The 18,143-nt window shown below is 70.2% G+C and carries 16 protein-coding genes and 3 pseudogenes; 9 read left to right on the plus strand and 10 right to left on the minus strand.

Annotated elements, in window-relative coordinates:
• Window positions 1-289 precede the first annotated feature (289 nt).
• Window positions 290-2,713, minus strand: coding sequence for a non-reducing end alpha-L-arabinofuranosidase family hydrolase (locus tag NON19_RS13820; protein ID WP_255927829.1), 2,424 nt, complete (start codon window positions 2,711-2,713; stop codon window positions 290-292).
• Window positions 2,714-2,801: 88 nt separating this feature from the next.
• On the opposite strand from NON19_RS13820, the gene NON19_RS13825 reads away from it, so the two are divergent.
• Entirely contained in the window at window positions 2,802-3,101 is a 300-nt protein-coding gene (locus NON19_RS13825; RefSeq protein WP_372514128.1) for a hypothetical protein, read from the plus strand.
• On the opposite strand, the gene NON19_RS13830 is transcribed toward NON19_RS13825, so the two are convergent.
• The 4 genes and pseudogenes from NON19_RS13830 to NON19_RS13845 all read right to left on the minus strand — a co-directional run bounded on the left by NON19_RS13830 (window position 2,992) and on the right by NON19_RS13845 (window position 5,553).
• Window positions 2,992-3,777 carry a hypothetical protein gene (locus NON19_RS13830; protein ID WP_255927831.1) on the minus strand — a complete coding sequence of 262 codons (786 nt, stop codon included), beginning with the start codon at window positions 3,775-3,777 and terminating at the stop codon, window positions 2,992-2,994. The genes NON19_RS13825 and NON19_RS13830 overlap by 110 nt on opposite strands.
• Entirely contained in the window at window positions 3,774-4,304 is a 531-nt protein-coding gene (locus tag NON19_RS13835; protein WP_255927833.1) for a SigE family RNA polymerase sigma factor, read from the minus strand. The genes NON19_RS13830 and NON19_RS13835 overlap by 4 nt, the downstream gene beginning before the upstream one ends.
• A 139-nt stretch (window positions 4,305-4,443) precedes the next feature.
• A pseudogene (locus tag NON19_RS13840) lies at window positions 4,444-4,682 on the minus strand (expansin EXLX1 family cellulose-binding protein); the annotation flags it as partial.
• A 388-nt stretch (window positions 4,683-5,070) separates the two neighbouring features.
• Window positions 5,071-5,553, minus strand: coding sequence for a DUF1453 domain-containing protein (locus NON19_RS13845; RefSeq protein ID WP_255927835.1), 483 nt, complete (start codon window positions 5,551-5,553; stop codon window positions 5,071-5,073).
• Between the two features lie 73 nt (window positions 5,554-5,626).
• Here NON19_RS13845 and NON19_RS33415 point away from each other — a divergent pair, with 73 nt between their 5' ends.
• On the plus strand, window positions 5,627-6,241 hold the full coding sequence (locus NON19_RS33415; RefSeq protein ID WP_255927837.1) for a TetR/AcrR family transcriptional regulator: 615 nt from the start codon (window positions 5,627-5,629) through the stop codon (window positions 6,239-6,241).
• Here the strand turns inward: NON19_RS33415 and NON19_RS13855 are convergent.
• A pseudogene (locus NON19_RS13855) lies at window positions 6,175-6,543 on the minus strand (hypothetical protein); the annotation flags it as partial. The gene NON19_RS33415 and the pseudogene NON19_RS13855 sit on opposite strands and share 67 nt — an antisense overlap.
• 79 nt (window positions 6,544-6,622) lie before the next feature.
• Here NON19_RS13855 and NON19_RS13860 point away from each other — a divergent pair.
• Window positions 6,623-7,029, plus strand: a pseudogene (locus tag NON19_RS13860) (SDR family oxidoreductase); the annotation flags it as partial.
• Window positions 7,030-7,111: 82 nt separating this feature from the next.
• On the opposite strand, the gene NON19_RS13865 reads toward NON19_RS13860, so the two are convergent.
• The 3 genes from NON19_RS13865 to NON19_RS13875 form a co-directional block, all read right to left on the minus strand.
• Window positions 7,112-8,011 (minus strand): hypothetical protein, encoded by a 900-nt coding sequence (locus NON19_RS13865; RefSeq protein ID WP_255927839.1) that lies wholly within the window; start codon window positions 8,009-8,011, stop codon window positions 7,112-7,114.
• The gene (locus NON19_RS13870) at window positions 8,008-8,808 is read right to left on the minus strand and encodes a MerR family transcriptional regulator (RefSeq protein ID WP_255927841.1); all 801 of its coding nucleotides are present in this window, start codon (window positions 8,806-8,808) and stop codon (window positions 8,008-8,010) included. Before NON19_RS13870 ends, NON19_RS13865 begins: the two co-directional genes overlap by 4 nt.
• Before the next feature lie 178 nt (window positions 8,809-8,986).
• Window positions 8,987-10,639: an alkaline phosphatase family protein gene (locus tag NON19_RS13875; RefSeq protein ID WP_255927843.1), complete on the minus strand. Its 1,653-nt coding sequence runs from the start codon at window positions 10,637-10,639 to the stop codon at window positions 8,987-8,989.
• A gap of 310 nt (window positions 10,640-10,949) precedes the next feature.
• Here NON19_RS13875 and NON19_RS13880 point away from each other — a divergent pair, with 310 nt between their 5' ends.
• Together NON19_RS13880 and NON19_RS13885 are read left to right on the plus strand one after the other, a co-directional pair.
• A complete protein-coding gene (locus NON19_RS13880; protein WP_255927845.1) occupies window positions 10,950-11,753 on the plus strand; it encodes a putative protein N(5)-glutamine methyltransferase in 804 nt (267 codons plus the stop codon).
• A gap of 173 nt (window positions 11,754-11,926) precedes the next feature.
• Window positions 11,927-12,721 (plus strand): trypsin-like serine peptidase, encoded by a 795-nt coding sequence (locus NON19_RS13885; protein WP_255927847.1) that lies wholly within the window; start codon window positions 11,927-11,929, stop codon window positions 12,719-12,721.
• A gap of 160 nt (window positions 12,722-12,881) precedes the next feature.
• Here NON19_RS13885 and NON19_RS13890 read toward each other — a convergent pair whose 3' ends face one another.
• Window positions 12,882-13,913: a glycoside hydrolase family 3 N-terminal domain-containing protein gene (locus tag NON19_RS13890; RefSeq protein ID WP_255927849.1), complete on the minus strand. Its 1,032-nt coding sequence runs from the start codon at window positions 13,911-13,913 to the stop codon at window positions 12,882-12,884.
• Between NON19_RS13890 and NON19_RS13895 the strand changes: the two genes are divergently transcribed.
• The 4 genes from NON19_RS13895 to NON19_RS13910 form a co-directional block, all read left to right on the plus strand.
• Window positions 13,912-14,088, plus strand: coding sequence for a hypothetical protein (locus NON19_RS13895; protein ID WP_255927851.1), 177 nt, complete (start codon window positions 13,912-13,914; stop codon window positions 14,086-14,088). The two genes, NON19_RS13890 and NON19_RS13895, sit on opposite strands and share 2 nt — an antisense overlap.
• Before the next feature lie 502 nt (window positions 14,089-14,590).
• Window positions 14,591-16,000 carry a family 2B encapsulin nanocompartment shell protein gene (locus NON19_RS13900; protein ID WP_255927853.1) on the plus strand — a complete coding sequence of 470 codons (1,410 nt, stop codon included), beginning with the start codon at window positions 14,591-14,593 and terminating at the stop codon, window positions 15,998-16,000.
• 217 nt (window positions 16,001-16,217) lie between these two features.
• The gene (locus NON19_RS13905) at window positions 16,218-16,796 is read left to right on the plus strand and encodes an HhH-GPD-type base excision DNA repair protein (protein ID WP_255927855.1); all 579 of its coding nucleotides are present in this window, start codon (window positions 16,218-16,220) and stop codon (window positions 16,794-16,796) included.
• 69 nt (window positions 16,797-16,865) lie between these two features.
• Window positions 16,866-18,143 (plus strand): DNA polymerase III subunit gamma and tau (locus NON19_RS13910; RefSeq protein WP_255927857.1); only part of this gene is annotated, 1,278 nt, incomplete at its 3' end.

Below are 18,143 nucleotides of genomic sequence, written 5' to 3' on the forward strand. Positions count from 1 at the left end.
GAGAACAGGGTCGGCCGTGCCGGTCGATGAATGCGTCGATGTGGCGCAAGGTGAATGCGGCCCGGGACACCAGCGCACGCCGCGCAGGACCAGGAGCACACCCATCAGCCGGACAAGCCTCGCCGGGCCTCCGCCTGGTCCCCAGACGATTGGAACCCCAGCCGACGCACGGCTGGGGTTCCTCGAGGCGGTGAGTATCGGTCAGCGGGTGGAGGTGCACACGCCGTGGACGGCTCGTCTACGCGTCGGCGCACTGCACCCGGTCGCGATCACCGTGGGTGAGGCAAGGTCAGCGCTGCAGGGTAAGGAGGCCCGGCCACCACGGCAGTTGGTCGTAGGGGCCGTTCGCGGTGGGGGACTTGCCCTGGTAGAGGAACTGCAGGTGGCAGGGGTCGATGGTCATGGTCTGGTCGGGGTTGTCGCGTACCAGGTCACCATGGCTGATGTCGTTGGTCCAGGTGGCGCCGCTGTTGGCCTTGCCCGCGAAGGGGTTGTCCTCGCTGGCGGCCTGCGGGGTCCACGCACCGTTCAGGCTGGGGGCCGTGAACGAGCGGAAGTAGCGCTGCTCATGCGCACCACGAGCCTCAACGATCATGAGGTACTGGTTCTGGCCCTGGACCTTGTAGACCTGCGGTGCCTCGAACAGGTTTTTCGTCGAGTCGCTCATGACCGTCGTGTAGGACGAGCCGAAGTTGCCCGGGAAGTTCCCGATCGGCATGCTCGCCCGGTAGATGTTGCCGTTGTCACCGGCGAAGAAGAGGTACATGTTCTGGCCGTCGGCGATCAGGGTCTGGTCGATCGGGCCGGTGCCGGAGTTGGGGATGCTGCCGGTGAACAGCGGCTGCGGCGCGGACCAGCCATTGAGGTTGGTGGGGTCGCTCGACGTGCGGTAGACGAACGGCCACCCACCCCACTGGTACGCCAGCACCCAGATCTTCTTGGGCGCGAAGTAGAACAGCGTGGGCGCCACCGCGGCCTGGCTCATCCCGGTCTGGCCGGCCGACGCCATGTCCGACCAGTTCGTGAAGGGACTGAACACCATCGAGCCGTACGACGATCCCGACACGTTCGACGCGTAGACCAGGTGCTTGCCGTTGTAGACCACGTCGGTGAAGTCCTTCACCGCGGCCCACCCGTTCGCCGGCCGCGCCAACGCACCCGTCGACGTCCACCGGTATGTCGACGGAAGAGCACACGTGCCGCCCGTCGGTGCGAGCGGCCTGAGGTTCCAGTGCTGGTTGGCGCCGCCGCCCGAGTCCCGGATCTGTACGGGGGTGCCGTTGGCGGTCTGACCGCCGGGGATCTCCAGCGCGCGGCCGCTGGCGACGTTGGTCAGAGTGTAGGAGCCGTCGCTGTTGCGGTCGGCCCGCCAGTGCTGGTTGGCACCACCGCTGGAGTCCCAGACCTCCGTCCTCGTCCCGTTGCCCGTCTGGTTGCCCGGCTCGTCCAGTACCCGGCCGCTGGCGACGTTGGTCAGAGTGTAGGAGCCGTCGCTGTTCCGGCCGGCCCGCCACTGCTGGTTGGAGGCACCGCTGGCGTCCCACACCTGGAGCGGGGTGCCGTTGCCGTTCCATCCTGCGGGCTCGTCGAGAACGCGTCCGGCGGCCACGTCGGAGAGCGTGTAGACGGTGCCGGAGGTGATGCCCCCGCCCGGCTTGCCGCCGCTGCTGCCGCCCAGGGCGGTGAGTACCGCGTTGTAGGCGGGCTTGTTGTTGCCGCCCGCGTCGAACAGCAGTGGGTTCTCACCGGTGCGCCAGGAGTCGCTGTCGCGGATGCCCCACACCGTGACGCCCGTGCACCGAGCGACGTTCACGCACGCCTGGACGGCGTTGGCGTACGCCGTCGGCGACGCCTGGGCGATGTCCAGCTCGGTGATCTGGACGTCCACGCCGAGCGCGGCGAACTTGGACAGGGTGGTCTGGAAACTGGTCGGCGGGCCGTCGGCGCCGAAGTGGCTCTGGAAGCCGACGCAGTCGATCGGTACGCCGCGGGACTTGAAGTCCTTGACCATGCTGTAGACGCCCTGCGTCTTGGCGTCGGACCAGTTCTCGATGTTGTAGTCGTTGTAGCAGAGCTTGGCCGAGGGGTCAGCGGCCCGTGCGGCGCGGAACGCCTCCTCGATGAAGCCGTTGCCCAGCACATCCTGGAACACGGAGCTGCGGTGCTGACCGCTGCCGCCGTCGGCGAAGGCTTCGTTGACCACGTCCCAGGCGTAGATCCTGCCCTTGTAGTGGTTCATCTCGGCGGTGATGTGGTTGTCCATCGCACTACGCAGGGTGTTGGCGTCGGTGATGGACTTCACCCAGCCGGGCAGCTGGGAATGCCAGACCAGGGTGTGGCCGCGCATTCGCTGCCCGTGCGCGGTGGCGTGGCTGACGATTGAGTCGGCGGGGGCGAAGTTGAACGATCCGCGGGAGGGTTCGGTGGTGTCCCACTTCATCTCGTTCTCCGGGGTGATCATGTTGAATTCCCGGTCGAGAATCGTGGAGTACGTCGAGTCGCCGAGCCTGCCCGAGGACACCGCCGTGCCGAAGTAGCGGCCGCTGCTGGCCGCTGCGCCGGCCAAGGTCAGCGGACGGGCCTTCGGCGTGTGCGCGGCTTGGGCGACCAGCGGTACAGCAGCACCTGCGGCGGCGAGAACGACGGCGGCGGCGAGCACACGGCGGGTTGCCGGACGGCGGCGATGAGAGCGGTTCTGATCTGACAACGGCATGTCCTTCTGGCACAGCGGGCCTTGATCCGGCCCCGGTTACCCGCCAGTTGCCACCACGCACACAAAGGTTGCCGCGATCGAGGGAAGAATTTCACGGCCGCCAACACCATCCCCAACTCAGTTCCACGGCGACCAGCTGGCCACCATGGAGGCCACCTACGCCGACGGGACCAACGCTGGCCTGGCCGACTGGACCCTCCCGTACCAGCAGTTCGGGTACTTGTTCTCCCATCGAGCTGTGCGGCAAAAGGGACTCATCCCGTGCCGCACAGCGGCGTTCACCGGGTCGGGACGAACCCTCCCCGGACCGACGCGGGGCCGCCCGAACCCTGCGCGTCGACGCGGTAGTCGTCGCCCGCGGCGCTGCGCACGCCGGCGCCGTTGTTGAACTGGGCGGCAAACTCATAGCTCCCGGCCGGCACGGTCAGGCCCGGCTTGAGGACCCAGCGGTAGACCAGCGTGCCACCGGCCTCCTGGGCGGTGACGGTGAAGTCACCACTCGGCAGGGTCTGCCAGGTGCCGGTGTTCTTCACCCCGCCGGTCTGCACGATCCGCATCTCGATCGTGAGCGAGGTGAGCGGCTGGGTCGTCTTGAGGACGAGGTTGCTCTGCGTCCAGTAGACGGTGCTGTGCGGGTCCACCGAGCCGGCCGACCACAGCGCCCCGTTCCGGCTCTCGCCGGCGGCCGACGAAGGACTGGTGGCCGGCGGAGTCGGGCGCGAGCTGCCCGGGGTGGTGACCGGGCCCGGCCCGACAGGGGTGGGCCGGGCCGATGTCGGTTGCGGGGAGCTGACGGTCGGGGACGGGGTGGCAGGCACGGTCACAGTGGCCGACGGCTTCGAGGTCGCGACGATGGCGGCGACGGCGAGGCCGCCGGTCGCCAGGATGCCAGCGGCGGCGAGCGCGGCGAGCGCGACCCTGGTCCCAGACCTCGCGAACGGCCGCGCGCGGTGACGGACGGCGGGGCCAGCCACGCCGCCTTGCACCCGGGCCAGCATCCTGGCGCGGTCGGGCCGGTGGGCCTCGGCGGCCTCGCGCAGCCGACGGGCGATCTCCTCGTTCACCGGTTCCTCCTCCCTGCCACCAGGTCCCCGACCGCTCGTGCGCCAAGTATCCTTTCCAGCTCGGCCATTCCCTTCGAAGTCTGGCTCTTCACCGTGCCGACCGAGATGCCCAGTGCCACCGCCGTGTCCTTCTCCGACAGGTCGAAGGCGTGCCGCAGCACCACGCAGGCGCGCTTGCGGAACGGCAGCCGGGCGAGCGCCGCGCGGACGTCCAGCACGGCCGCCGTGTCCGGCCCCTCCACCTTCTCGGGGCTGCGGGACCAGAACAGCGTGATCCGGCGTCGCTCGCGCACCGCGCTGCGGATGCGTCCCCGCGCCAGGTTGGCCACCACGCCACGGGCGTAGGCGAGCGGGTGGTCGGCCTGCCGCAACCGGTCCCAGCGCTGCCACAGGGCGACCAGGGCATCCGCCGCGAGGTCGTCCGCCGCGTCGGTCTCCCCGGTCAGGAGGTGTGCCAGACGGGCGAGTTCGGCATAGTGGCGTTCGAAGAATTCATGGAACTCCGCGGACGCGTCATCGAGGACCATCCCCCGGTCGCCCTCTCCTGGCAATGACGTGCGCGTTGGTTGCGCATTCAACAACAACGGGGGTGCAGCCTAACAGTGCCCAGTATTCGAACGGCGCTCGTGCTCTTTGCGGGCCGTTGAAGGCTGACCGGCGGGCTGGTCAATGCCGGGCGAACTGGACGCCGATCGGCTGCGCGGCGTCCGGCTGCACGGCGATGCCGTCGACGGTCAGCTGCTCCCCGTAGACGTCGGTGATCCAGAGCGCCCCGCCGCAGCCGGTGCCATTCGGCGGACAGGAAGTAGTTGTAGTCGGTGCGGGGCAGCCGTCGCCAGCCGCCAGCGGTCCGCACCTCCAGCGCGGCCACCGGGTTCCGGCGAGCCGATCGCCTGGATCTTGCACCGATGCCGGGTCTGCGGCGGGCGCGTCGGCTGCCCGGCCGGCACCGGTTCCGCCCCCGGTGAGGACGGCCAGGGCCAGCCGTACCAGCACACCGACGCCCAGCAGCCCCGAGGGAATTTATCCGCCGCAGCCGCCTGCACAGGCAAGGCGAGGCCCTGGACCGGTGATCGGTCCGGGGCCTCGTTGGCGTTTGGTTGCAGTTACCTCACCGTGGAGACCCACGGCAGCGCCAAGGTCCGTTCGCGAGTCAGCCGCTGGCGCCTGGCCGCGCAAGCTCTGGAGTGGACTTCCGGGCCGTAGCAACCAGAGCGAAGAAGGGTGGACGCGCTCCGAGGCGCCGTCACCGTCGCAGCGGTACGTCTGCGGCTCCAGATCTGAGTCCGGCGCTCACCAACGGCGCCTCGTCTCCGGGGCGAAGGGGATCCCGGTCGCCAGTGCGCGGCGTCCGACGACCAGTGCCTCGCCGAGGAACCCCACTCCGATGGACAGTTGCACTGGCCGCGCCCCCTCGTGCATGCCCATAGCCGTCGCGAACAGTCCGAACCCGGCAGAGGCCGCCAGGGAGGCGACGACGACCAGGAAGGTGCGGCCGGTGTAGCGCTGCCACAGCACGCCGCCTTTGTCGAAGACCCGGATGGTCATCCCGCGCACGGCGCCCAGTGCGAGCCCCAGGGCAGCGCCTGCGGTCGCCCATGCGATATCGGCACGGGTCAGCCCGTCGGTCTCACACAGTAGCCAGACGCCCACGCCGATCAGCGCGATCGGCGGCACGAACAGATCGCGCACGTTGAGAGGCTCACCGATCAATCGCTTGACCACCACAATGACGGCGACGACCGCGATCAACGTCACGACCAGCCATGTGCTCATCCCCAACCCCACATCTTTGTAGCTCGTCCGTGCTAAAAAAAGAATTTAGCGCGGTCGTGCTATAAAAGGCAACGTGCCGAAGATCGTGGACCCCGAAGCCCGCCGCCGAGCCGTGGCCGAAGCCGTCTTCCGGGTCAGCGCTCGCGACGGCCTGGAACACGCGTCCCTGCGGAGCATCGCCAGGGAAGCGGGCCTGGCCATCGGCTCGGTCCGCCACTACTTCCGCGACCACGCCGAGCTGATGATCTTCGCTATGGACGAGCTGGCCCGCCGTGTCGGCGAACGCATCCGCATGCACGCCGAGCGTCTGCTGTCTCCTGATCCCGGCATCGACCGCCGCGCCGCCGCACAGGAACTGCTGGAGGAGTTCCTCCCCCTTGACGCGGCGCGCCACGAACAGGCCACCCTGGTCCTGGCGTTCACCACGGCGGCCCGCACCCGCCCGGAACTGCGCTCACGAGTAGCCGAGTGGGACGAGAACTCGCGCGCGGTGATCACCCGTGTCCTGCGCGAAGCGCACCGCATGGGCAGTCTCCCGAACGACACCGATATCCCACTGGAGAGCCTGCGTCTTACCGCCCTGATCGACGGCCTCACCTTGCAGGCGGTCCTGCGGCCGGATCACATGTCCCCAGCCACCATGCGGCGGGTACTGCGGCGGCATCTCGACACACTCAAGAACGCATAAACCGTCTCATCGAAGCCCCGTGTCGGCGGCCCACGCCGTCTCGGTGGCGCCGGACAGTCATCAGGGCAGTGCGCAAAGGCTATGGGCGGGAACTTTATGCGTCGGTCCGGCTTGGCTCCCCACAACAACCCACCGACCTTGTCAGCGGTATCGCGAAGGACACGGCCAGTCAGGTGCTGGTACCGGCGCCGCATGCGAGCCGACTTCCCGGGCTCCCAGCCCATGATCGCGTCGACGACCATGTTGGGGACGCCCAGGTTCAGAAGAACCGTTCCTGCGGTGTGGTGTGCGTCGCCGAGGCGGCGCGTCGGTTCGAGGCAGACCTTCGCTTCGTTCGCGCGGTCGCCTCCCTCCCCCGGCTGCGGGCGGTATTGCCCAAGCGGTGTCTGGGCCTGCATGAAGCACGAGCTGCGCCACATGCGTGCCCAGGGAAGCGGCGCCATCGTCAACTGCTCCTCGCTCGGCGGTCTCGTCGGCCTTCCCGGCCGCGCCTCCTACCACGCCTCCAAGCACGGCGTGATCGGCCTGACCACCAGCCCTGCTCTCGAATACGCTGCGCGAGGCATCCGCATCAACGCCATCTGCCCCGGCACCATCGACACTCCGATGGTCAGCGCCATGATCGCGAAAGAGAGCTCGACCGGGCGGAGGCGGAGGTCAATCAACCCATCAACCGGCTCGGGGCCGCCGAGGAAGTCGCTCAAGCCGTCCTGTGGCTGTGCGGCCCCGGAGCCAGCTTCGTCATCGGGGTCGCGCTTCCGCTCGACGGCGGCTACGTCGCCCGTTAAGCCGCCTCGGCCGTCACGCCGTGGTGCATGGCGTGACCAAGGCCCGGCCGACCGCGTGCCGGGGCCTCGTTGGCGGTTGGCTTCAGTTTTGGTCGCGGTTGGGCTTGCCGAGCTGCTCGGGCGGAGCCGGTGTGCCGTCGGTGCGCTGCGTGCTCGCGGTGAGCGCGGTCACGGTCGGCGCCGGGTCGTCGGCGTAGAAGCGCAGCACCCGCGCCTCGGCCTCCTTGCCCAGCGGGCGTACGAAGCGCACCGGCTCGGAGAGCTGCACGGTGACGGTCGTCTGTCCGCCGACCGACAGGTCCAGCGCGCCGTCGTCGTGCAGCTGCGCCAGGCGTCCACCGGTGGGGTAGCGGCGCTCCAAGCGGGCGCGGGCGATGAGCTCCGCGGGCACCCGGATCTCCAGCAGCACGCCGTAGCGAAGGCGCAGCGAGCCGTCCGCCGCCACCACGTGCGGGTGTACGGCGCAGGAGGCGTGCAGGGCGATGACGAAGTAGCAGCCCCAGATGTCGACCACCAGGAAGACGGCGTGTACGACCGGCCAGGGGATGAGCAGCGCCAGTGCCACGGTCTCGACCACCGAGACGAAGAGGAAGCCGTAGAACACGAAGGACTGGCCCGTGGCGTACCGCACGGCGAGATCTCCGGGGCCGACGCCGTGCGGCGGACGGCGGGTGAGCCAGCGGCAGAAACTGGTGAGGAGTCTGACCTCGTGGACGGTCAGGCGGCGGAGGCTGACCGGGACCGCGTCCCGTACGGCTTCGCGAGCCGCCGCCCGGGGAGTCATGCCATCACGCCGGTGTCGGCGGTAGTCCGCGCTCAGCGGTACGGCCAGCGCCGCAGCTGGCGCGAGCAAGCTGGCCTCGACCGCGTGCATCACCGGCACGGGTATCGCCGCCCCGTAAGCCAGGCACAGCACGAGCGCGACTCTGCCGAGGAGCAGGGCGAGCAGGGTCCAGCGGATGGTCCCGCGCAGCGTGTTCACCGTGCTCCCCGCTCCTGGAGCAGGAGCATCGCACGGCGCAGGACTTGAGCCTGTGCGGGCGGGAAGTCCGCGAAGAACGCCTCCGCGAACCCCCCACCGTCCTCGTTCCCGGCGCGGGTGGCACCCTCGGCCGCGGACCGGGCGACCTCCTCCGGCATGCTGTCCGCGATGGCTCGGGCCAGCTTCGGGATGCGAGGGTCGTCGGTCGCGGCGTCGGCGAGCTCGTCCAGCCGCGCGTAGATCTCGTACGCCCGCGCGATCGCGTCCTCGTTGGAGCTGAGCGTCCGCATCATCGTCATGAGCCACACGCGGTGGCCCGCGTCCGCTGCCGCGTCCAGCAGCGCGAGAAGCTCGCGCTCCTTCGCCGCCATGGCGGGTTCGGGGCCGGGGCGTACGGCCGTAACGCGGGCCATGTCGTCGAAGAACACGGCGAGTTCCGGTGAGACCGGGCCCTCGGGTGGCAGGCCGCCGGTGTCCGCGCGCCGCAGGAGCTCGGCGAGGCGGGCGCGGCGCTGCCTGATCGCCTCTTCCTGGCGGGCGAGGTCGGCGTCGAGCTCGGTGAGGATCTCGTGCAGGTTCTTGCCAGCGTCGTCGGCGAGGGCGTCGCGAACCTCGTCGAGGCTCAGCCCGAGCTCGGTGAGTCGGCGTACGCGGGCCAACTCGACGGCGTCGCGCAGGCCGTACTCGCGGTAGCCGTTGGGCTGCCGTGCGGGTTCGGGCAGCAGGCCGATGCGGTGGTAGTGCCGCACGGTGCGGGTGGTGACGCCGGCGATCGCGGCGAGCTCTCCGATGCGCATGCCCTTCAGTAGAAACGTTGCCGCTGCGACAAGGTCAAACTGATCAGAGCCAGTCCTCTTCAAGGCTGTGGGGTAGGAGCTTCCGCCCTGGGCCAGGGCCGCAGCACGCGGTTGAGCGCGACGAGGGCCCCGGCCGGTGACCGGTCGAGGCCCTCGTGGTCTTCCGTCAAGCTGTGGCTCAGTGGAGCGGCAGGACCCGGGTGTGCTCCTTCTGGACCGCCTCAAGGCCGTGCGGGTCCAAGCCCAGCAGGGACAGGATCGTCGGCGCGATCTGGGCGGTCCTGACCTGGCCGGGCTCGGTGACGCCCGCCGGGGTGCCCGCGCCGGAGACGACGAGCGGGACGTTCAGGTCGTCGGCGTGGGCGCCGCCGTGTTCCGCGATCTTTTTCTTGCCGCCGGTGTAGACCACGCCGTACTTGGCGATGCCGAACAGGTCCGGCACGCGCGGGTCACCAGGCTTGACGCCGAAGTACTCGGCGGCTTCCCGGCCCGCGTAGACCTTGGCCAGGCCGCCGGTGGTGAACGCCTTGGCGTTGCCGTTGATGTCGTTGCCCTGGCCGCTCTGGGCGAGCAGGTACCGCTTGGCGAACGATGTGGCCTCAGCGGAGCGGTCGTTGAGCCACAGCAGCATGCCGTCGTCGTCAACGGAGTGCGCGACGAGGTCACCGGCGCCGGGGTGCTGCTTCTTCCACGCGGCGTTGAGCCCGTCGAGCAGCGGGCCGTCGTCGACGCGGGTGAGGGCGTTGGGGTCGGTCGGCGACTGGCCGTGCTTGGCGGACAGGATGATGTCCGTGCTGGAGGCCAGCCCCTTCGCCTGGATCTCCTTGACCAGCGCACCGACCTCGCTGTTGACGAAGTCGAGGTTCTTGCGCAGCAGCGGCCCGGGCACGCCCTTCGCGGCGTAGCCGCCCTTGAGGCCGTCGGAGGCGGGGAGCTTCTGGGCGGTGGAGACCGACTGGAAGTTCATGCCGAAGATCGCCGGGGTGCCGACCTTGTGGCCACGGGAGTGGTCGTAGCCGTCGATCTCGTTGAGGACGGCCCGGACCTTGTAGCCGTCGTACTGCTCGGTGGCCTTGTTGTCGGTGGTCCAGTCGCCGCCGCCCGGGGCGTCGCTGTTGATCTCCGGGGAGAACAGGTCCTGGATGCCCGTACCGGAGGGGCCGTTCAGTATGTCGTAGGCGATGTGCTTGTCCGACCAGGCGGTGCGCAGCCCGGCGTCGCGGGCCACGTTGAAGACGGTGTTCACCCGCAGGTACGAGTGCGGGTACACCGGCTTGCAGGTCGTGGGGTCGACCGGCAGCTTGCTCGGGTCGAGCAGGCCGCGCGGCTGGCCGGTCATCCGCAGGATGTCGCCGGGCAGGTGCTTCAGGCCCTGACCGGCGTCGAGGGCGGCCTTGTTCTTGTCCATGTCCTCGGTCATGTCCACCTCGGCACCGGGCTTGACGCCCTTGCAGTCGGTGGTTCCGGCCGGAAGCAGGGCGTGGTCGTACACGTCGTCGTAGTAGACGCCGGTGGTGCCCGGGCCGCCGCCGGTGACCTGGGCGGTCATCCCGGGGAAGGAGTCCGAGGGCGTGGTGGTGTGCGCGTTGGTGTACTGCACGCCGCCGCGCACCAGCCTGGCCAGCGCCGAGGTGGGGTGCTTGGCGACGTACCAGGCCAGGTCCGACTGGTGCAGGCCGTCTACGGACAGCAGCAGCACGTGCTTGGCGGCGGCGGCCTTGTGCGGCGCGGCCGGGGAGCCGGACGGCTGCGACGCCGCGGCGAGCGAACCCCCGGCGAGAGTGGTGGCGACGCCGAGGGCGGCGGCCAGGCGAATGGAACGGCGGGTCACGAGGTACTCCAGTCGACGCTGAGGACTTGGGCGGCGTGCTCGCGTCATGACTAGCGACCGGTTGTGTACTGGCCACGGACGGAAGTTGAACGGCCGACAAACCGACTGCCCGGCTTTCTCGCGCCAGGCCGGAAAACCGGGCGGGTGGCTGGCGGTGGTCGGGTATCGTTGCCGTTCCCAGCAGGCACGCGACCGAGGAGGTGGGACCCATTACCGCTGTAGCAGGCCGGGTGCCCTCGTCCCACGGCTGTACGGCCCACCTGGTGTAGGTGGGACCGCCAGGGCGCCCTTCGTCATTCGAAAGGCTCCCATGTCGCGTTCCGCGTCAGCGTCATCTCTTACTGAACCCGTCATCGTCAGCAGGCTTCGGGCCGCCGGTTGCGTATTCGCCGAGGACGAGGCGCGGTTGATCGTCTCCACGGCACGTACCCCGGCCGAACTCGCCGCCATGGTGGACAGACGGGTCGTCGGTCTACCGCTTGAACATGTGCTGGGCTGGGCGGAGTTCTGCGGGATGCGGGTAGAGGTCGATTCCGGGGTGTTCGTACCGCGCCGTCGTACCGAGTTCCTCGCTCGGGAGGCGGTACGGCTCGCTGCCGGGCGGCGCGTGGTCGTTGACCTGTGCTGCGGCTCCGGCGCGGTGGGCGCGGCGGTGGCCGCCGCGGTGGACGGGGTCGAGTTGCATGCCGCCGACATCGATCCGGCGGCGGTGCGGTGCGCGCGGCGCAATGTGGCCGCCGTGGGCGGGCGGGTGTACGAGGGGGACCTGTACGAGCCGCTGCCCGCCGTGCTGCGGGGGCGTGTTGACGTTCTGGTGGCCAACGCGCCGTACGTGCCCAGTGCGGCCATCGGGCTGTTGCCGCCGGAGGCACGGGAGCATGAGCCGCGGCTGGCGCTGGACGGAGGTGCGGACGGGCTGGCGGTCCAGCGCCGGGTGGCCGCGCAGGCGCCGGGGTGGCTGGCGCCGGGGGGCCACCTGCTGATCGAGACGGGTGAGCGTCAAGCTCCGTATACCGCTGAGGTGTTCAGTGCGGCCGGGCTCACCGCCCGGGTGACGAGGTGTGAGGAAATGGGCGCCACGGTCGTTATAGGGAGGAGTCCAACGGCGGCCTGACGGTGGCCCCGCAGGTGCGGGCTGGTGGCCGGTGGTGCCCACCTCCCGCCCTGCGGAACGACCGCATGCAACCGGCCGAAATCAGATGACTCTCAGACGGCTCACATCCCCGTCTCAGCGCGGGACGTGATCGTTCCGTTACGCACGAAGAACAGGGACGTGAGGGGTCGGGTATGCGGAACTTCAGGCGGGCGCGCCATGGCGGGACCAGCCGGATCAGGCTCCGGTCATGGGCCATCGCGGCGCTGGTGGCCTGCACCTTCGTCACTGGCGGTGGTGTGGCCACCGCCAGTCGGCTGGCGGACGCCGTGCCCGCCGCCGATGTCCTCGCGGACCCCGGTGTCTCCCACGCCGTGCCGGTGTCCCAACTGGCCCCGCAGATCGGGGCGGTGTTCAACGGCGGCCTGAACGGCGCGCACCACTGCACGGCGAGCGTGGTGAACAGCCCGGGCGGCGATCTGATCGTGACCGCGGCCCACTGCCTGGGGTCCACGTCGGACGTGTTCGTCCCGGGCTACCACGACGGCAACGCCCCTTACGGCGTCTGGCGGTTGCGGCGCATCGTGGTCGACGCGCAGTGGTCGGCCGGTTCCGACCAGGACCATGATGTGGCGTTCGCGGTGGTGGAGCCGCTGAACGGCCGCACCGTCCAGTCGGTGGTGGGCGGTTACGCGCTGGGGATCGACCAGGGCACCGACAGCCCGGTCACGATCACCGGTTACCCGCAGGCCACGCAGACCCCGATCACCTGCACCAACCGCATCTCCGCCTACAGCGGCACCCAGTTGCGGATCTACTGCACCGGCTTCACCGGCGGCACGAGCGGCAGCCCCTGGGTCGTCGGCTCCGGCATGGTGATCGGCGTCATCGGCGGCTACCAGCAGGGCGGCTACACCGCCGACATCTCCTACAGCGTGGCTTTCGGCGCGAGCGTCAAGTCCCTTTATGAGCGGGCGGTTTCGGTATAGCGCCCCTTCCACCGGGTTGGGCCTCGCGTCCGCTGTGGTTCGGTAGCGCCCTGGAGGGGCGCGGGGCTGTGTTCATGTGCGGCTCCGCCGCGGGGGCGCGACCAGCCACAACGGTGCTGCAGACGGTCGACGGCACATCGTCACACCCCCAGCGCAGCGCTCAGCCGCAACGCAGCAGGCCGGAGGCCATCTTCGCGGTGAGGATCCGCCGCACGCTGTCGTCGACGTGGGCGCGCAGCGCCGCGTCGCTGCCCAGGCGGCTGAGGATGGCGCCGGTCATGGGGGCGACGGTGGCCGGGTCCACGGTGAGGATCATGTTGCCGCCCGCCGCCAGGAACCGCAGCGCGCGGTCGCCCGCCGGTACCGCGCGCACCGCCACCGCGTGCCCCAGGTCGTCGGAGATGATCACGCCGTTGAAGCCCAGGTCACCGCGGAGCACGTCCCGTAGCAGCACGGAGGAGAACGCGGCCAGGTTGTGCGGGTCGATGCGTGAGTAGGTGGCGCTTGAGACCATCGTGAACCGCGCTCCGGCCCTGATCCCGTTGCGGAACGTCTCCAGGTTGGGGCTGTTGCGCGTGGTGACGCTGTCGGTCACGTTCGCCGTGAAGTCGGTGTTGCCGCGCACCAGTCCGAGTCCGGGGAAGTGCTTGATGGTCGCGTCCACCCCGGCCCGCGTCAGCCCGTGGATGAACGCGCCGCTGGCCCGGGCGACCGTCGTCGGGTTGTCGCCGTACTCCCGCCGCAGCGCGCCGATGGGCTGGTTCTGGGTGCCGATGCTGGCGGGGACCACGTCGACGATCGGCGCGAGGTCCAGGTTGACCCCGGCGGCGTGCAACTGCCGTCCCCATTCGGCCGCTTGGGCCTGGAGCCGGGACGGTGGCCACTGCCCCTGCACCACGGCGCTCGGCATGGTGGAGAAGCCCGGTCCGTTCAGGATCTGGACCTTGCCGCCCTCCTGGTCGGCCGCGGTGAACAGTCGCACCTTCGTGCCGTCGATCGTCGGTGCCATGGACTGGAGTTGGTCGGTGATGTTCCGGATCGACCGCACTCCGGCGTTGCTGCGTCCCATCAGGATGACCGAACCGACGTCGTGCCCGCTCAGTGCGGCGGACTCCGCCGAGGTGACCCCGGAGGTGCTGACCGCGCTCATGAACAGCTGCCCGACGCGCTGGGCGGCGGACATCCGCGACATGACCCGGTCGACACATCCCGCGCTCTGCGCGGTGTGGACGGACGGCGCGGCGGCGAGCGGTGGACTGCTGGCGTGCGGCAACTGGGTCACCCCCGGTGTGTTGGCCGGACTCGAACCCCGTGCGCCCGTGGTCGTCGGCGACCCCGGGGTGCTCGGTGCCTGGGGGACGTGGTGAGTGGCCCCGCCACCGCATGCGGTGAGCGGCAGGACCACCCCGAGCAGCAGGACTACGGCGGCCCGCGGCCGACGCGGGCGACGGAGCGAGGGAGAACACGGCACTGACACGAGGAGGCCCCCTTGCCTTGTCGAAGGTCGGGTCGGATACCTCTCGGCGCCCCACGCCGTACGACACGGCCGAAACCTCACCGGACCGCGTTCGTCCGCCCGCTGGGGCGCGTTCATCAGTAGGTCCGTCCAGCGGAACACAGAATTCCGCAATCCGCATGGCAAGCCCGACAGCACTGGCCCGCGGCGGCCGCCGCCAAACGTGATCGAGGGGGGCGTAACGGAGGAGGCGGGTGATGTCCGAGCGCCCGCGCGCGCGTTGGCGCGCGACAGTACGCCATTGAACGGTGATCGAACCATCCGCTTTTCTCGGAACGTGGACGGTGTTCACGGCGGGCTGCCCGGCCCGGTGTGAGGCCTTCCCAGGCCGTCATCCAACGGAAGGGCTTCAGATGTCGATCGCAGCCGAGCCGGGACAAGCGGAAGACCAGACGCGGCTCAGCCTGAGCACCGCCGCGGCGCGGAACCTGGCGACCACCACCAAGTCCAAGCCGCAGATGCAGGGCATCTCCTCGCGCTGGCTGATCCGGATGCTGCCCTGGGTACAGGTGCACGGCGGCACCTACCGGGTCAACCGCCGCCTGACCTATGCCATCGGCCGCGGCCGGGTCAGCTTCGTCAAGACCGGCGCCGAGGTGCGTGTGGTGCCGCCCTCGCTGCGCGAGGTCCCGGTGCTGCGCGGCTTCGAGGACGACGCGCTGCTGGAGGAGTTGGCGTCCCGCTTCACCCAACGGGACTTCGAGCAGGGCGAAGTGATCGTCGAGGCGGGCCAGCCGATCGACGAGGTCTTCCTGATCGCCCACGGCAAGATCAACAAGATCGGTCGCGGCAAGTACGGCGAGAGCAGCGTCCTGGGCGTGCTGGCGGACGGCGACCACCTCGGCGACGAGGCGCTGATGCAGGCCGACGCCACCTGGCTGACCACCGCCAAGGCCGTCACCTCCGGCACCCTGCTGGTGCTGCCGTGGCCCGCGTTCCAGGAACTGGCGGACCGCTCCGAGGAACTGCGCGCCGCGGTCCTGCAGTTCATCGCCGACGCCCAGCAGCCGATGAACAAGCGCGGCGAGGCCGAGATCGAGCTGGCCTCGGGCCACGAGGGCGAGCACGAGCTGCCCGGCACGTTCGTGGACTACGAACTCGCCCCCCGCGAATACGAACTGAGCGTCGCGCAGACGGTGTTGCGGGTGCACAGCAGGGTCGCCGACCTCTACAACGAGCCGATGGACCAGATCGAGCAGCAACTGCGGCTCACCATCGAGGCGTTGCGCGAACGCCAGGAGTACGAGCTGGTCAACAACCGCGACTTCGGCCTGCTGCACAACGCCGACCACGACCAGCGCATCCAGACCCACTCGGGACCGCCCACCCCCGACGACCTGGACGAGCTGCTGGCCATGCGGCGCAGCACCAAGCTGCTGCTGGCCCATCCCAGGGCGATCGCCGCGTTCGGCCGGGAGTGCAGCAACCGCGGGATCTACCCGGAGAGCGTGGATGTCAACGGGCACAGGGTGCCGTCCTGGCGGGGCGTGCCGATCTTCCCGTGCGGCAAGATCCCGATCGCCGACGGGCACACCACCTCCATCCTCGCCATGCGCACCGGCGAGGACGACCAGGGCGTGATCGGCCTGCACCAGACCGGCATCCCGGACGAGTACGAGCCCAGCCTGAACGTGCGGTTCATGGGCATCAGCGACAAGGCCGTCATCTCCTACCTGGTCAGCGCCTACTACTCGGCCGCGGTACTGGTTCCGGACGCCCTGGGTGTGCTGGAGAACGTCGAGGTCGCCCGTTCCCGGGTGTGACGTCCGGTGGAGATCCGCCGCCGACGTAGCGCCGCCTCCCCGGCGGGGGCGGCCGCATGGTTGGCGGCGGCGGTTGGTCCGGGCGCCGGGTCGAGCCGCCGTGGTCGCCCGCGGCTGCGGCGGTGCTTCGTCGGCGGTGCTTCCTCGGCGGTGTCGGACCACGGCGCGGGCCGCGTGCCGTCCGGCACCAGCCGCACCGCCCTGCCAGCATGGAGGCGTGACCGTCACCCTTTGCCTGGCCCAGCGGCCGGAGGCCGACGAACTGCTCAGCCGCAGCCCGCTCGCCCTGCTCATCGGGATGCTCCTCGACCAGCAGGTCCCGATGGAGTGGGCCTTCTCCGGCCCGTACACCATCGCCAAGCGGATGGGCGCGGATGACCTGGACGCCCGGGAGATCGCCGCCCAGGACCCGGAGGCGTTCGCCGCGCTGCTCTCCGAGAAGCCCGCCGTCCACCGCTACCCGGGATCCATGGCCAAGCGCGTGCAGCAGCTGTGCCAGTACCTCGTGGCGCACTACGACGGTGACCCCACCGGGATCTGGCGCGACGCCGGTACCGGCCGGGAACTGCTCAAGCGGCTGGGCGAACTGCCGGGCTTCGGTAAGCAGAAGGCACAGATCTTCCTGGCCCTGCTGGGCAAGCGGCTCGGCGTATGCCCCGAGGGCTGGCGGGAGGCCGCCGGAGGCTACGGCGAGCAGGGCTCGTACCGCTCGGTGGCCGACATCACCGGCCCCGAGTCACTGGACAAGGTCCGCGCCTACAAGCAGGAGGCCAAGCGCGCCGCCAAGAAGCCGTGAGCTCCGTCGGGGGGCCGAGATCCTCCGGTGCGGCGCCGGTTGTCAGTGCGCCCCGATATCGTCGTAGGCGTGTCGCTCGCTCTGTACCGCCGCTACCGTCCCGAGACCTTCGCCGAGGTCATCGGGCAGGAACACGTCACTGACCCGTTGCAGCAGGCGCTGCGGAACAACCGGGTCAACCACGCGTACCTGTTCAGCGGCCCACGCGGCTGCGGCAAGACGACCAGCGCCCGGATCCTGGCCCGCTGCCTGAACTGCGAGCAGGGGCCGACGCCTACGCCGTGCGGCGAGTGCCAGTCCTGCCGTGACCTGGCCCGCGGCGGCCCGGGCTCCATCGACGTGATCGAGATCGACGCCGCCTCGCACGGTGGTGTGGACGACGCACGTGACCTGCGGGAGAAGGCGTTCTTCGGACCCGCCTCCAGCCGCTACAAGATCTACATCATCGACGAGGCGCACATGGTCACCTCAGCGGGCTTCAACGCCTTGCTGAAGGTGGTCGAGGAGCCGCCGGAGCACCTGAAGTTCATCTTCGCGACCACCGAGCCGGAGAAGGTCATCGGCACCATCCGGTCGCGCACCCACCACTACCCGTTCCGGCTGGTGCCGCCCGGCACGCTGCGGGACTACCTGGCGCAGGTGTGCGAGCGCGAGTCGATCCCGGTGGAGGACGGGGTGTTCCCGCTGGTGGTGCGGGCCGGTGCGGGCTCGGTGCGGGACTCGATGTCGGTGATGGACCAGCTGCTCGCGGGCGCCGGTGAGGGCGGGGTGACCTATGCGATGGCCACCGCGCTGCTCGGCTACACCGACGGCGCGCTGCTGGACGACATCGTGGACGCCTTCGCCTCGGGCGACGGTGCGGCGGCGTTCGAGGTGGTGGACCGGGTCATCGAGGGCGGCCATGATCCCCGGCGGTTCGTCGCCGACCTGCTGGAGCGGCTGCGTGACCTGGTGATCCTGGCGGCGGTGCCGGACGCGGGCGAGAAGGGCCTGATCGACGCACCGGCCGACGTGGTGGAGCGGATGGCGGCGCAGGCCTCGGTCTTCGGCGCCGCCGAGCTGAGCCGCGCGGCCGACGTGGTCAACGCGGGGCTGACCGAGATGCGGGGTGCCACCTCGCCCCGGCTGCAGCTTGAGCTGATCTGCGCCCGGGTGCTGCTGCCCGCCGCGTACGGGGACGAGCGCTCGGTCCAGTCCCGGCTGGACCGGCTCGAACGGCAGGCGCTGGCGGGTGGGTTGGCGGCGCCCGCGGTCGGTTACGCACCGGCCGCCGACGCGCACGGTGCCCCCTCCGGCCCGGCCGCGGCACGGGCCGCGGTCCGGCCCGCGGGGGGCGGCGCGCCGGAG

The sequence above is a fragment of the Streptantibioticus rubrisoli genome (genome assembly GCF_024436055.1).
Classification (GTDB): domain Bacteria; phylum Actinomycetota; class Actinomycetes; order Streptomycetales; family Streptomycetaceae; genus Streptantibioticus_A; species Streptantibioticus_A rubrisoli.

Coding starts and splice junctions, on each gene's coding strand:
- NON19_RS13820 (WP_255927829.1), bottom strand. CDS start 2,713: ATGCCGTTGTCAGATCAGAACCGCTCTCATCGCCGCCGTCCGGCAACC.
- NON19_RS13835 (WP_255927833.1), bottom strand. CDS start 4,304: ATGGTCCTCGATGACGCGTCCGCGGAGTTCCATGAATTCTTCGAACGC.
- NON19_RS13845 (WP_255927835.1), bottom strand. CDS start 5,553: ATGAGCACATGGCTGGTCGTGACGTTGATCGCGGTCGTCGCCGTCATT.
- NON19_RS13870 (WP_255927841.1), bottom strand. CDS start 8,808: ATGCGCATCGGAGAGCTCGCCGCGATCGCCGGCGTCACCACCCGCACC.
- NON19_RS13880 (WP_255927845.1), top strand. CDS start 10,950: ATGTCGCGTTCCGCGTCAGCGTCATCTCTTACTGAACCCGTCATCGTC.
- NON19_RS13885 (WP_255927847.1), top strand. CDS start 11,927: ATGCGGAACTTCAGGCGGGCGCGCCATGGCGGGACCAGCCGGATCAGG.
- NON19_RS13895 (WP_255927851.1), top strand. CDS start 13,912: ATGACCCGGTCGACACATCCCGCGCTCTGCGCGGTGTGGACGGACGGC.
- NON19_RS13890 (WP_255927849.1), bottom strand. CDS start 13,913: ATGTCGCGGATGTCCGCCGCCCAGCGCGTCGGGCAGCTGTTCATGAGC.
- NON19_RS13900 (WP_255927853.1), top strand. CDS start 14,591: ATGTCGATCGCAGCCGAGCCGGGACAAGCGGAAGACCAGACGCGGCTC.